This is a genomic window from Streptomyces niveiscabiei, assembly GCF_033794345.1.
In the GTDB taxonomy this organism is placed as follows: domain Bacteria; phylum Actinomycetota; class Actinomycetes; order Streptomycetales; family Streptomycetaceae; genus Streptomyces; species Streptomyces niveiscabiei.
In genome coordinates this window covers 102,471-116,261 of sequence record NZ_JARAYJ010000027.1, presented here as the reverse complement: position 1 = coordinate 116,261, position 13,791 = coordinate 102,471, and the positions used below count along the sequence as shown (strand labels likewise).

Genomic DNA, 13,791 nt, shown 5'->3' with positions numbered 1-13,791 from the left:
GATGGCCGTTGCTCAGCAATGCAGAAGGAACCCGACCGTCCCAGGCCCGACCGGCAAGGAGACCAACCCCCGTGTCCGTCCTCTCGAAGCTCATGCGTGCAGGCGAAGGCAAGATCCTGCGCAAGCTGCACCGCATCGCGGACCAGGTCAACTCCATCGAAGAGGACTTCGTCGACCTCTCCGACGCCGAGCTGCGCGCCCTCACGGAGGAGTACAAGCAGCGGTACGCCGATGGTGAGAGCCTGGACGACCTGATGCCCGAGGCGTTCGCCACCGTGCGCGAGGCCGCCAAGCGCGTCCTCGGCCAGCGGCACTACGACGTACAGATCATGGGCGGCGCCGCGCTGCACATGGGGTACGTCGCGGAGATGAAGACCGGCGAGGGCAAGACCCTGGTCGGCACGCTGCCGGCGTATCTGAACGCGCTGTCCGGCAAGGGCGTGCACCTCATCACCGTCAACGACTACCTCGCCGAGCGCGACTCCGAGATGATGGGCCGCGTGCACCGCTTCCTCGGTCTCGAGGTCGGCTGCATCCTCGCGAACATGACGCCGGCGCAGCGCCGCGAGCAGTACGCCTGCGACATCACGTACGGCACGAACAACGAGTTCGGCTTCGACTACCTGCGCGACAACATGGCGTGGTCCCAGGACGAACTGGTCCAGCGCGGCCACAACTTCGCCATTGTCGACGAGGTCGACTCCATTCTCGTCGACGAGGCCCGTACCCCGCTGATCATCTCCGGCCCGGCCGACCAGGCGACGAAGTGGTACGGCGACTTCGCCAAGCTCGTCCTGCGCCTGAAGAAGGGCGAGGCGGGCAACCCGCTCAAGGGCCTTGAGGAGACCGGCGACTACGAGGTCGACGAGAAGAAGCGCACGGTCGCGATCCACGAGTCCGGGGTCTCCAAGGTCGAGGACTGGCTGGGCATCGACAACCTCTACGAGTCGGTGAACACCCCTCTGGTGGGCTACCTGAACAACGCCATCAAGGCGAAGGAGCTCTTCAAGAAGGACAAGGACTACGTCGTCATGGACGGCGAAGTCATGATCGTCGACGAGCACACCGGCCGTATCCTCGCCGGCCGCCGCTACAACGAGGGCATGCACCAGGCGATCGAGGCGAAGGAAGGGGTGGACATCAAGGACGAGAACCAGACGCTCGCCACGATCACCCTCCAGAACTTCTTCCGCCTCTACAAGCGCGCCGACCACGCCGGCAAGGAGGTCCCGGGCCTGTCCGGGATGACCGGTACGGCGATGACCGAGGCCGCCGAGTTCCACCAGATCTACAAGCTCGGCGTCGTCCCGATCCCCACGAACAAGCCGATGATCCGCAAGGACCAGTCGGACCTGATCTACCGCACCGAGGTCGCCAAGTTCGAGGCGGTCGTCGACGACATCGCGGAGAAGCACGAGAAGGGCCAGCCGATCCTGGTCGGCACGACCTCCGTCGAGAAGTCCGAGTACCTCTCGCAGCAGCTCTCCAAGCGGGGCATCCAGCACGAGGTGCTGAATGCGAAGCACCACGAGCGCGAGGCGTCGATCGTCGCGCAGGCCGGCCGCAAGGGCGCCGTCACGGTCGCCACGAACATGGCCGGCCGCGGTACCGACATCAAGCTCGGCGGCAACCCCGAGGACCTCGCCGAGGCGGAGCTGCGCCAGCGCGGGCTCGACCCCGAGGAGCACATCGAGGAGTGGGCGCAGGCGCTGCCCGCCGCGCTGGAGAAGGCCACGCAGGCGGTCAAGGCCGAGAAGGACGAGGTCGAGGCGGCCGGCGGGCTCTACGTGCTGGGCACCGAGCGGCACGAGTCGCGGCGTATCGACAACCAGCTCCGCGGTCGTTCCGGGCGTCAGGGCGACCCCGGTGAGTCGCGGTTCTACCTCTCCCTCGGTGACGACCTGATGCGGCTGTTCAAGGCGCAGATGGTCGAGCGCGTGATGTCCATGGCGAACGTGCCGGACGACGTGCCGATCGAGAACAAGATGGTCACCCGCGCGATCGCGTCCGCGCAGTCGCAGGTCGAGCAGCAGAACTTCGAGACGCGCAAGAACGTCCTGAAGTACGACGAGGTGCTCAACCGGCAGCGTGAGGTCATCTACGGCGAGCGGCGCCGCGTTCTCGAGGGCGAGGACCTCCAGGAGCAGGTCGTGCACTTCATGGACGACACGATCGACGCGTACGTCTCCGCCGAGACCGCGGAGGGCTTCGCCGAGGACTGGGACCTCGACCGGCTGTGGGGCGCGTTCAAGCAGCTCTACCCGGTGAAGATCACCGTCGAGGAGCTGGAGGACGCGGCGGGCGACCGGGCCGGGCTCACCGCCGAGTTCCTCTCCGAGTCCATCAAGGACGACATCCACGCGCAGTACGAGGAGCGGGAGGCGCAGCTCGGCTCCGAGATCATGCGGGAGCTGGAGCGGCGGGTCGTGCTGTCCGTTCTCGACCGCAAGTGGCGTGAGCACCTCTACGAGATGGACTATCTCCAGGAGGGCATCGGGCTGCGCGCGATGGCGCAGAAGGACCCGCTGGTCGAGTACCAGCGCGAGGGCTTCGACATGTTCACGGCCATGATGGAGGGCATCAAGGAGGAGTCCGTCGGCTACCTGTTCAACCTGGAGGTCCAGGTCGAGCAGCAGGTCGAGGAGGTGCCCGTCTCCGACGCGGTGACCGACCTGGAGAAGCAGGACGCCGTTCCCGCGCAGGCCGGTGCCCGCCCCGAGATCCGGGCGAAGGGCCTCGACGCGCCTCAGCGGCAGCGGCTGCACTTCTCCGCGCCGACCGTGGACGGCGAGGGCGGCACGATCGAGGGCGACTTCGACGAGGACGACGAGCCGGTGCGGTCCGAGGCGGACGGCCTGACGCGCGCGGAGCGCCGCAAGCAGGCGAAGGGTGCCAAGCGGCGCCGGAAGTGACGCCGGGCGCTGCGCGGGGCTGAGCGGCCCCGGGCGGGCTGAGTGGGTTGGTGAAGGGCTGGACACCTCGGGTGTCCGGCCCTTCGGCTTTGGTGGGGGCGGGGGCTGGTCAGGGGTTTCCGGCGTCCAGTTCTACCGCTGTGCAGCGCCAGCGGCGGTCCATGCCGAGTTCCAGGCGGAAGGCCATGGCGCGGAGGCGGGGGCCGGTGGAGATGCGGGCGAAGGCCTCGATCGCGCCGGGGCGGGGGAGTTCGTAGCCGAGGTCGCGCAGGACGGGGGTGGTGCCTCGGGCCGTGCGCAGGGGGCCGTGTTCCGCGAGGCGGGCCAGGTCGTCGTAGGCCTCGCCGAGGGTGTGGCGGAGCATGGCGTGGACGGGGTGGCGGCCGGTGAGGACGGCCAGGAGGCGTTCCGCGAAGAGGTCCGCGGGGTGGGGCTGGGGTGGGGCGATCGGCCTGCGGGGGGTCTGGGCGGGGACCCGGGCCGTGGGGGTTCGGGTGGTGGGGGGACGGTTGTCCGCGGGGCGGGTGCGGGAGGCGGGGCCGCTGCCCGGGGGGCGGCCCGCGGGGGGTGCGGTGCGGATGGCGGGGGTGCCGGGTGGGCGGCCTCCGGGGGTGCCGGGTGTCGTGAGGGCGGTGGCCGGGGCGGTGCTGGTGGGCTGCGGGCGGTTCTGGTTCCTCGTCATGACCTTGCGCATGGTTCTCCCCTGGTTCCCGGTGCGGCAGTGGTCGCGTACCGGTCGGTAGCTTTCTGTTGTGGATCTTTTACGGGGAGTGATCGAGGGGTGGCAAGGAGGGAGGAAAGTGGGGCGGCGAGAGGGGAAAGTCAACCGTTATGGGTGAGCGGAGGTGCGGGAGTGCTGGTCACGCAGGGGTGCGATGAGCTGGTTTTTTCGTGGCGTTGACGGGTTCGCCCCGCTGCGGGGGGACTCGAAAGGGGACCCGCGCACGTATCCTCGGGGGGAATCACAGCGGAGTCTCCGAGCAGGAAAGCGGCCGTCCATGCGCGTCTACGTCCCCCTGACCCTTCCCGGGCTCGCCGAGTCGTACAAGACGGGGGAACTGGGGAGCGGGTCGCTGATCGCGTACGCCGTGACGCCCGCGTTGCGCGAGTGGTACCTGTCGGACGACATCGAGGAGCTGGAGTACGCCGCGCTCAGCCGTGCGGCGCTCGCGTCCCTGCGCCGGCTCGCCGCCGACCCCGACGCCCCGCGACGCCGGGTCGTCGTCGCCGTGGACGTTCCCGACGGGCGTGCCGTCGCCGACCCCGACCGGGCTCTGGACCCCGCCGCGCTGGGCGAGGTCCGCGTCTCCGGCGTCGTACCGCTGGCCAAGGCCGCGGCCGTCCATGTCGACGCGTCCGACGCGGAGGCCGACATCACCGCGGCGGCCTCGGCGCTCGCCGCGGCGGACGGCGGTGACGACGACGCGCAGTTCGTGGTGGACGGCGCCGAGGACCACGAGCTGCTGTGGTTCGCGACGCAGGAGATCCCGGGGCTGGTGGGGCTCGGGGGGTGAATCCCCGCCTGACCTGCGGTGTTGCGGTCCCGGGGTGGGGTTGTCAGTGGGGCCGGGTACGTTGGGGGGCATGGGGAAGACGGCTGGGGCGCACATCGTCTGGGACTGGAACGGGACCCTGTTCCACGACAACGAGGCGGTGATCGGGGCGACGAACGCGGCGTTCGCCGAAGTGGGGCTGGCGCCGATCACGATGGAGCGGTACCGGGAGCTGTACACGGTTCCCGTGCCGAAGTTCTACGAGCGGTTGATGGGGCGGTTGCCCACCGAGGCCGAGTGGGAGGTGATGGACCTCCTCTTCCACCGGTACTACGCCGAGCACAGCGGGCGGTGTTCGCTCACCTCGGGCGTGGCCGAGCTGCTCGGGCGGTGGGGGAGCGCCGGGCGCAGCCAGTCCATCCTGAGCCTGTACGAGCACGACGAACTCGTCCCCCTCGTCCGGGGGTTCGGGATCGAGGCGCACTTCGTCCGGGTCGAGGGGCGGGTGGGGCCGTCGGGCGGGAGCAAGGCCGAGCACATGGTGCGGCACCTGAAGGCGCTCGGCGAGGTCGACCCCCGGCGCACGGTCGTCATCGGAGACGCGTCCGACGACGCCCTCGCCGCGCGGCACGTCGGCGCCCTCGCCGTCCTCTACACCGGGGGCTCCCACAGCCGCACCAGCCTTGAGGAGGTCGGCGTGCCGGTGGTGGACTCGCTGGCGGAGGCGGTGGAGACGGCCGAGCGGATGGTGGCGTAGGGCGGATGGAGGGGACGGGGCGGGGAACTTCGCACGGGCACGCCTCGTACGGCACGCCTCCTGCGGGGACGACCAGGGTCGCGTAGGAGGCGAGGCCGGCGGGCCGAAGCGCGGCGGCTTGCGGCTGGGGGCGGCGATGTCGACGTCGTACCCCTCCTCGCGGAGCCGCTGGTAGGGGTAGGCGGCACTCCAGACCGGCAAGGCGCTCCGGCGAAGGTGAGAGGACAGTAGGAAAGGCCACCCCCGAAGCCCCGTTGCACAGGGTGGCGCGCCGGGGGGAAGGGGGCGGACCGGGGGAGCATGGGGGGCATTTCGTGGGCTCCCTGTGCAGGGTGTCGAAGATCAGTGCTCTGTTTTGTACACATACGGCTCATGACGGGCCCCCGGTGAGGAGCGATAGCCTGGTCCCGTGATCAGCGCGATATCTCGCGGGGGTGCGTTTTCCCCTGCCCTGCGCCCGGTCGGCACGGATCGCATCCGGCACCGGGCGGCGGTCGCCGATCTTCACGGGCGAGGCGGAGAACCGACGGTTTCGTGGACGTCGTACCCACCCCGGACGGCGGCGCCGAGAGCGGCGTCACACCTCCGGGGGGCACAAATCTCCTCGTCCGTCTCCCCCCGCGGCATAGCGTCGAAGCAGACCGGACACCCCGCGTCGAGGCGTCCCGTGCCGGGGGAAGAGACCGAACTTCCTTCTACGTCACGCAACGGCGCGCGACAGGAGCCAGAGGACCATGCAGACCAAGCTGGACGAAGCCAAGGCCGAGCTGCTCGAAAGGGCGGCGCGGGTCGCTGAGAACAGCCCGGCCGGGGGGCACCTACCGACCGGGACGACCGCGGAGGGCACCGCGGGCGGTCCCCCCGGGGCGGACGTCTCACCCCCGGACCACGACACCGTTCTCTCCTTCCTTCAGCGGTACTACCTCCACACGGCCCCGGAGGACCTCGGCGACCGCGACCCGGTCGACGTCTTCGGCGCCGCCCACTCGCACTTCCGGCTGGCCGAGAACCGCCCCCAGGGCACGGCGAACGTCCGCGTGCACACCCCGACCGTCGAGGAGAACGGCTGGACGTGCAGCCACTCGGTCGTCGAGGTCGTCACCGACGACATGCCGTTCCTGGTCGACTCGGTCACCAACGAGCTGTCCCGCCAGTCGCGCGGCATCCACCTCGTCATCCACCCCCAGGTCGTCGTCCGCCGCGACGTGACCGGCAAGCTGATCGAGATCCTGCCCTCGGCCGACGGCCTGCCGCACGACGCGCACGTCGAGTCCTGGATCCACGTCGAGGTCGACCGCGAGACCGACCGCGCCGACCTGAAGCAGATCACCGCTGACCTGCTGCGCGTCCTGTCGGACGTCCGGGAGGCCGTCGAGGACTGGGAGAAGATGCGCGAGGCGGCGCTCAGGATCGCCGACGAGCTGCCCGCCGAGTCCGTGCCGGGCGACCTGCCCTCGCCGGAGGTCGAGGAGGCCCGCGAGCTGCTGCGCTGGCTGGCCGCCGACCACTTCACGTTCCTGGGCTTCCGCGAGTACGAGCTGCGCGAGGACGACTCGCTGACCGCCGTACCCGGTACCGGCCTCGGCATCCTGCGCTCCGACCCGCACCACGACACCGACGAGTCCCACCCGGTCAGCCCCTCCTTCGAGCGGCTCCCGGCGGACGCGCGCGCCAAGGCCCGCGAGCACAAGCTCCTGGTGCTGACCAAGGCCAACAGCCGGGCGACCGTGCACCGGCCGTCGTACCTGGACTACGTCGGCGTGAAGAAGTTCGACGCGGACGGCAACGTCGTCGGCGAGCGGCGCTTCCTCGGCCTGTTCTCGTCGGCCGCGTACACCGAGTCCGTGCTGCGGGTGCCCGTGATCCGCCGCAAGGTCGACGAGGTGCTGACCGGCGCCGGGTTCTCCCGCAACAGCCACGACGGCCGCGACCTCCTCCAGATCATGGAGACGTACCCGCGCGACGAGCTGTTCCAGATCCCGGTGGACGAGCTGCGGACGATCGTCACCAGCGTGCTCTACCTCCAGGAACGCCGGCGGCTGCGGCTCTACCTGCGCCAGGACGAGTACGGCCGCTACTACTCCGCGCTGGTCTACCTCCCGCGCGACCGGTACACAACGGGCGTACGGCTGCGGATCATCGACATCCTGCGCGAGGAACTCGGCGGCATCAACGTCGACTTCACCGCCTGGAACACCGAATCCATCCTGTCCCGGCTGCACTTCGTGATCCGCGTCCCGCAGGGCACCGAGCTGCCGCAGCTCTCCGACGCCGACAAGGACCGCATCGAGGCGCGGCTCGTCGAGGCAGCCCGGTCCTGGGCGGACGCGTTCGCTGAGGCGCTGACCGCCGAGTGCGGCGAGGAGCGCGCCGCCGAACTGCTGCGCCGCTACGGCACCGCGTTCCCCGAGGGCTACAAGGCCGACCACACGCCGCGCGCGGCCGTCGCCGACCTCGTCCACCTCGAACAGCTCGGCGAGCAGCAGGACTTCGAGCTCAGCCTGTACGAGCCCGTCGGCGCGGCGCCCGACGAGCGCCGTTTCAAGATCTACCGCAACGGCGAGCCGGTCTCCCTCTCGGCCGTGCTGCCGGTGCTGAACCGCCTCGGTGTCGAGGTCGTCGACGAGCGGCCCTACGAACTGCGCAACGCCGACCGGTCCTCGTCCTCATGGATCTACGACTTCGGGCTCCGCGTCCCGGGCAGCGTCGAGCAGTTGGGCGACGACGGGCGCGAGCGGTTCCAGGAGGCGTTCGCCGCGACCTGGACCGGCGCCGCCGAGAACGACGGCTTCAACGCGCTGGTGCTCGGCGCCGGGCTGACCTGGCGGCAGGCGATGGTGCTGCGCGCGTACGCCAAGTACCTGCGCCAGGCCGGGTCCACGTTCAGTCAGGACTACATGGAGGACACCCTCCGCACGAACGTCCACACCACCCGGCTGCTGGTCTCCCTCTTCGAGGCGCGCATGGCGCCGGAGCGGCAGAGCGCCGGGCGCGAGATCGTCGACGCGCTGCTCGAAGAGCTGGACGCCGCGCTCGACCAGGTCGCCTCGCTCGACGAGGACCGCATCCTGCGCTCGTTCCTGACCGTCATCAAGGCGACCCTGCGCACCAACTTCTTCCAGACCACCGCCGACGGCACCCCGCACGCGTACGTGTCGATGAAGTTCGACCCGCAGGCCATCCCCGATCTGCCCGCGCCGCGACCGGCGTTCGAGATCTGGGTGTACTCGCCGCGCGTCGAGGGCGTCCACCTGCGGTTCGGGAAGGTCGCGCGCGGCGGGCTGCGCTGGTCGGACCGGCGCGAGGACTTCCGGACCGAGATCCTCGGGCTGGTCAAGGCGCAGATGGTGAAGAACACCGTGATCGTGCCGGTCGGCGCGAAGGGCGGGTTCGTCGCCAAGCAGCTGCCCGACCCGAACGTGGACCGGGACGCGTGGCTCGCGGAGGGCGTCGCCAGCTACAGGACGTTCATCTCGGCGCTGCTCGACATCACCGACAACCTCGCGGGCGGAGAGGTCGTGCCGCCGCGCGACGTCGTCCGGCACGACGAGGACGACACGTACCTCGTCGTCGCCGCCGACAAGGGCACGGCGACCTTCTCCGACATCGCCAACGAGGTCGCCGAGTCGTACGACTTCTGGCTCGGGGACGCCTTCGCGTCCGGCGGGTCCGCCGGGTACGACCACAAGGGCATGGGGATCACCGCGCGCGGCGCCTGGGAGTCGGTGAAACGGCACTTCAGGGAGCTGGGCGTCGACACGCAGACCGAGGACTTCACGGTCGTCGGGATCGGCGACATGTCCGGGGACGTGTTCGGCAACGGGATGCTGCTGTCCGAGCACATCCGGCTGGTGGCCGCCTTCGACCACCGGCACATCTTCATCGACCCGAACCCGGACGCGGCCACCGGCTACGCCGAGCGGCGCCGGCTGTTCGAGCTGCCCCGCTCCAGCTGGGGCGACTACAACGTCGACCTGATCTCCCCCGGGGGCGGGATCTTCCCGCGCAGCGCCAAGGCCATCCAGCTCAACGGGCACATCCGCGAGGCCCTCGGCATCGAGGCGGGCGTCGGCAAGGTGACGCCGGCCGACCTGATGAAGGCGATCCTCAAGGCGCCGGTCGACCTGCTGTGGAACGGCGGCATCGGGACGTACGTCAAGTCCGCCGCCGAGTCCCAGGCCGACGTCGGCGACAAGGGCAACGACGCCATCCGCGTCGACGGCGCCGACCTGCGCGTCAAGGTCGTCGGCGAGGGCGGCAACCTCGGGCTCACCCAGCTCGGGCGCATCGAGTTCGCGCTGGCCGGCGGGAAGATCAACACGGACGCGATCGACAACAGCGCCGGGGTCGACACCTCCGACCACGAGGTCAACATCAAGATCCTGCTCAACGGGCTCGTCACCGAGGGCGACATGACCGTCAAGCAGCGCAACAAGATCCTCGCCGAGATGACCGACGAGGTCGGCCACCTCGTCCTGCGCAACAACTACGCGCAGAACACCGCGCTCGCCAACGCGCTCACCCAGTCCGGCGACATGCTCCACGCGCAGCAGCGGTTCATGAAGCACCTCGTCCGCGAGAAGCACCTCGACCGGGCGCTGGAGTTCCTGCCGACCGACCGGCAGATCCGCGAACGGCTCGCCGCCGGGCAGGGGCTCACCGGGCCCGAGACCGCCGTACTCCTCGCGTACACGAAGATCACCGTCTCGGACGAGCTGCTCCACACCTCGCTCCCCGACGACCCCTACCTGCGCGGGCTGCTGCACGCGTACTTCCCGAGCGCGCTGCGCGAGAAGTTCGCCGAGCAGATCGACAGCCACCCGCTGCGGCGCGAGATCACCACGACCGTGCTGGTCAACGACACCGTCAACACCGGCGGGACGACCTATCTGCACCGGCTGCGCGAGGAGACGGGGGCCTCGCTGGAGGAGATCGTGCGCGCGCAGACCGCCGCGCGGACGATCTTCCGGTCGGCGGGGGTGTGGGACGCGGTCGAGTCCCTCGACAACCGGGTCCGGGCCGACGTCCTCACCCGGATCCGGCTGCACTCGCGGCGGCTCGTCGAGCGCGGGACGCGGTGGCTGCTCAACAACCGGCCGCAGCCGCTCCAGCTCGCCGAGACGGTCGAGTTCTTCGCCGACCGGGTGGAGCTGGTCTGGTCCCAGCTGCCCAAGCTGCTGCGGGGGGCCGATCTGGAGTGGTACCAGCAGATCCACGACGAGCTGACGGGGGCGGGGGTGCCGGACGAGTGCGCGACCCGGGTCGCCGGGTTCTCGTCCGCGTTCCCGACGCTGGACATCGTGTCCATCGCGGACCGCGCCGGGAAGGACCCGCTCGACGTCGCCGACGTGTACTACGACCTCGCCGACCGGCTGCGCATCACGCAGCTCATGGACCGGATCATCGAGTTGCCGCGCGCGGACCGGTGGCAGTCGATGGCCCGTGCGTCCATCCGGGAGGACCTGTACGCCGCTCACGCGTCCCTGACGTCCGACGTGCTGGCCGTCGGGAACGGGACGTCCACGCCTGAGCAGCGGTTCAAGGCGTGGGAGGAGAAGAACGCGGCGCTGCTGGGGCGGGCTCGGGTGACGCTGGACGAGATCCGGGGGTCGGACTCGTTCGACCTGGCGAATCTGTCGGTGGCGATGCGGACGATGCGGTCGATGCTGCGTACGCATTCGTAGGGGTACGTGGATGAGGGCGCCCCCAGCTGGGTTGGCTGGGGGCGCCCTTGTGTGCGTAGAGGGTGGGGTTGCGGTCGTATTATCCGCTCACGCCGCCTTCTTCTTGCCGCTCGTGAACTCCTCGTACTCCTTCATGACCTCTTCCGTCGGCCCGTCCATCCGCAGCTCGCCCCGCTCCAGCCACAGCACCCGTTCGCAGGTGTCCCGGATCGACTTGTTGTTGTGGCTGACCAGGAACACCGTGCCGGCGTGGCGGCGCATCTCGCGGATGCGTTCCTCGGAGCGGCGCTGGAACTTCGCGTCGCCGGTCGCGAGGGCCTCGTCGATCAGGAGGACGTCGTGGTCCTTGGCGGCGGCGATGGAGAAGCGCAGGCGGGAGCCCATGCCGGAGGAGTACGTGCGCATGGGGAGCGAGATGAAGTCGCCCTTCTCGTTGATGCCGGAGAAGTCGACGATCTCCTGGTAGCGGTCCTTGATCTGCTCGCGGGACATGCCCATCGCGAGGCCGCCGAGGTAGACGTTGCGCTCGCCGGTGAGGTCGCCCATGAGGGCCGCGTTGACGCCGAGGAGGGAGGGCTGGCCGTCCGTGTAGATCTTGCCGTTCTCCACCGGGAGGAGGCCGGCGACCGCCTTGAGCAGTGTGGACTTGCCGGAGCCGTTCGTGCCGATGAGGCCGATGGCCTCGCCCTTGTAGGCGACGAAGGAGACGTTCTTGACGGCGTGGACGAGGCGGGTGCCGGCCGCCTTCTCCGCCTTCTTGCGGCGCAGGATGCGGTTCAGGGCGGCCGTCGCGGAGCCTCGGCTGCCGGTGCCGTTGACGCGGTAGACGATGTCGACGCCGTCGGCCACGACGGTGGGGGCGGGGTTCGGGGTGTTGTCAGCCACGGCCGTACGTCTCCTCAGCCTTCCAGAAGTAGATGAAACCGCCGACGCCCGCGACGAGTGCCCAGCCCAGGGCCAGAGCCCACACGTGCGGGGGGAGCTGGCTGGAGTGGAAGCTGTCGATCAGCGCGTAGCGCATCAGGTCGATGTAGACGGAGGCCGGGTTGGCCTGGAGGACGTGGCCGACCCAGGAGGGCCAGTCGTGGTGCTTCCTGACCAGCTGGTCGATGCTCCACATGACGCCCGAGACGTACATCCAGGTGCGCAGCACGAACGGCATGAGCTGCGCGATGTCCGGCGTCTTCGCGCCCAGCCTCGCCATGACCATCGAGACGCCCGTGTTGAACACGAACTGGAGCGCCAGCGCCGGGATCACCAGGAACCACGACAGGGCCGGCGGCACCCCCACCGCCAGCAGGATCAGCACGAGCGCCGCCATCGAGAACAGCAGCTGCTGGAGTTGCTGGAGGCAGAACGACACGGGCAGCGCGGCGCGCGGGAAGTGCAGGGCCCGCACCAGGCCCAGGTTGCCGGAGATCGCGCGGGTGCCCGCCAGGATCGAGCTCTGCGTGAACGTCCACACGAACACGCCCGTCACCAGGAACGGGATGTAGTCCGGCACGCCCTTCTTCGTGCCCATCAGCACGCCGAAGATCAGGTAGTACACGGCCGCGTTCAGCAGGGGCGTCATCACCTGCCAGACCTGGCCCAGCTTCGCCTGGCTGTACTGCGCGGTCAGCTTCGCCGTGGCGAACGCGGTGATGAAGTGCCGGCGCGCCCACAGGTCACGGACGTACTGCGGCAGCGACGGCCGCGCCCCGCTCACCGACAGCCCGTGGCGCTCGGCCAGCGCCCTGAGGTCCTGGGGCGGGGTGGGGGCGGTCCGGGGCGGTGTGTCGAGTGCCTGGCTCACATCCGCTGCTTTCTTTCGGGGGTGGGGGTGCGCGATCCGGGCGCGGGGTTCGTTCACTGTCGCCGTCCACGCTGGGGGAACGTCCCGAGGGCCGCGTTTTCTTACGGTTCTCTTGGTGTTTCCTTACGACGGGACGGAACCGTATCGTCGCAACGCGAGCGTAGGGCGTGCGGGCGTCGGAACGCAACCGTATCGTCGTGGCGTCGGGGGTGGGGTGGGGCGGTAGGGTCGCGGGGAGTTGGCGGGCTGTGGCGGGGTTCGGGCGGGCGTTGTCGGGTGTTGGCCTGGGTGTTGCTGGGGCGTTGCTTGGGCGTTGCGGGGAAGGGGTGGTGGGGTTGACGCGGGGCGGTGCGGATGCGGGCCGCGTCGATGGGGTGGGGGTGTGGATGTGGTGCGGCGTCGATGGGGTGGCGGCGTTGCGACGGTACGGTTTCGTCGTGACGATCAGCGTGGGGACGGGACCGTATCGTCGCGACGCCCTATGCTGGGGCGCATGACGACGAACGCCGAGGGTGCCGGAGCGCGTACGCGCCGTAGGGCGCCGGCAGGGGCCGCGGTGCTCCGTGAGGACGTGACGGAGGCCATCAGGGCGGCCGTCTTCGAGGAGCTGGCGTCCGTCGGCTACGCGCGCATGTCGATCGAGGGCATCGCGCGGCGCGCCGGGGTCGGCAAGACGGCGGTGTACCGGCGCTGGAAGTCGAAGCTGCACCTGGTCCTGGAGATCGTCTCGGCCGTCGCGGTGCAGGGGCTGCCCGTGCCGGACACCGGGAGCCTGGAGGGCGACCTGCGGCTCCTGTACGAGTTCATGTCCCGCGCGCTGCGCCACCCCGTCGTCTCGCAGATCGTCCCCGACCTCCAGGCGGAGTCCGCGCGCAACGCGGAGATCGCCGAGGCCGTGCAGAAGGCGCTGCGGGACGGGCAGGAGAGCGTCGCGAACAAGATCCTGCTGGCGGCGATGGAGCGCGGGGAGATCGGCCGCACCTTCGACGACGAACTGGCGCTGGACCTGGTGTCGGGGCCGATGTACTGGCGGGCGCTGGTGGTCCGGCAGGGCGTGGACAAGAAGTATCCGGCGGAGCTGGCGCGGGCGACGGCTGCGGGGTTGAGGGCGCTGTGAGGGGTGGCGCGGGCGACGGTGGCGGGGTTGAGG

General features: G+C 70.1%; 8 protein-coding genes. 5 read left to right on the top strand and 3 right to left on the bottom strand.

Translation table 11 applies throughout. The features are described from left to right. Positions 1 to 71 precede the first annotated feature (71 nt). Positions 72 to 2,912: a preprotein translocase subunit SecA gene (secA, locus tag PV682_RS30640; protein ID WP_319735015.1), complete on the top strand. Its 2,841-nt coding sequence runs from the start codon at positions 72 to 74 to the stop codon at positions 2,910 to 2,912. A 109-nt stretch (positions 2,913 to 3,021) separates the two neighbouring features. On the opposite strand, the gene PV682_RS30635 is transcribed toward secA, so the two are convergent. Next, a complete protein-coding gene (locus PV682_RS30635; protein WP_319735014.1) occupies positions 3,022 to 3,606 on the bottom strand; it encodes an Rv3235 family protein in 585 nt (194 codons plus the stop codon). A gap of 304 nt (positions 3,607 to 3,910) precedes the next feature. Here PV682_RS30635 and PV682_RS30630 point away from each other — a divergent pair, with 304 nt between their 5' ends. The 3 genes from PV682_RS30630 to PV682_RS30620 all read left to right on the top strand — a co-directional run bounded on the left by PV682_RS30630 (position 3,911) and on the right by PV682_RS30620 (position 10,846). Next, complete coding sequence (locus PV682_RS30630; RefSeq protein WP_319735013.1) at positions 3,911 to 4,426, top strand: DUF6912 family protein; 516 nt, start codon at positions 3,911 to 3,913, stop codon at positions 4,424 to 4,426. A 70-nt stretch (positions 4,427 to 4,496) separates the two neighbouring features. Then, the gene (locus PV682_RS30625) at positions 4,497 to 5,162 is read left to right on the top strand and encodes an HAD family hydrolase (protein WP_319735012.1); all 666 of its coding nucleotides are present in this window, start codon (positions 4,497 to 4,499) and stop codon (positions 5,160 to 5,162) included. A 734-nt stretch (positions 5,163 to 5,896) separates the two neighbouring features. Beyond that, the gene (locus PV682_RS30620; RefSeq protein WP_319735011.1) at positions 5,897 to 10,846 is read left to right on the top strand and encodes an NAD-glutamate dehydrogenase; all 4,950 of its coding nucleotides are present in this window, start codon (positions 5,897 to 5,899) and stop codon (positions 10,844 to 10,846) included. 87 nt (positions 10,847 to 10,933) lie between these two features. On the opposite strand, the gene PV682_RS30615 is transcribed toward PV682_RS30620, so the two are convergent. Together PV682_RS30615 and PV682_RS30610 are read right to left on the bottom strand one after the other, a co-directional pair. Beyond that, a complete protein-coding gene (locus PV682_RS30615) occupies positions 10,934 to 11,731 on the bottom strand; it encodes an ABC transporter ATP-binding protein (RefSeq protein WP_319735010.1) in 798 nt (265 codons plus the stop codon). Beyond that, complete coding sequence (locus PV682_RS30610) at positions 11,724 to 12,641, bottom strand: ABC transporter permease (protein WP_319735009.1); 918 nt, start codon at positions 12,639 to 12,641, stop codon at positions 11,724 to 11,726. Before PV682_RS30610 ends, PV682_RS30615 begins: the two co-directional genes overlap by 8 nt. A 493-nt stretch (positions 12,642 to 13,134) precedes the next feature. Here PV682_RS30610 and PV682_RS30605 point away from each other — a divergent pair, with 493 nt between their 5' ends. Next, on the top strand, positions 13,135 to 13,758 hold the full coding sequence (locus tag PV682_RS30605) for a TetR/AcrR family transcriptional regulator (protein ID WP_319735008.1): 624 nt from the start codon (positions 13,135 to 13,137) through the stop codon (positions 13,756 to 13,758). The last annotated feature ends 33 nt before the right edge of the window (positions 13,759 to 13,791 follow it).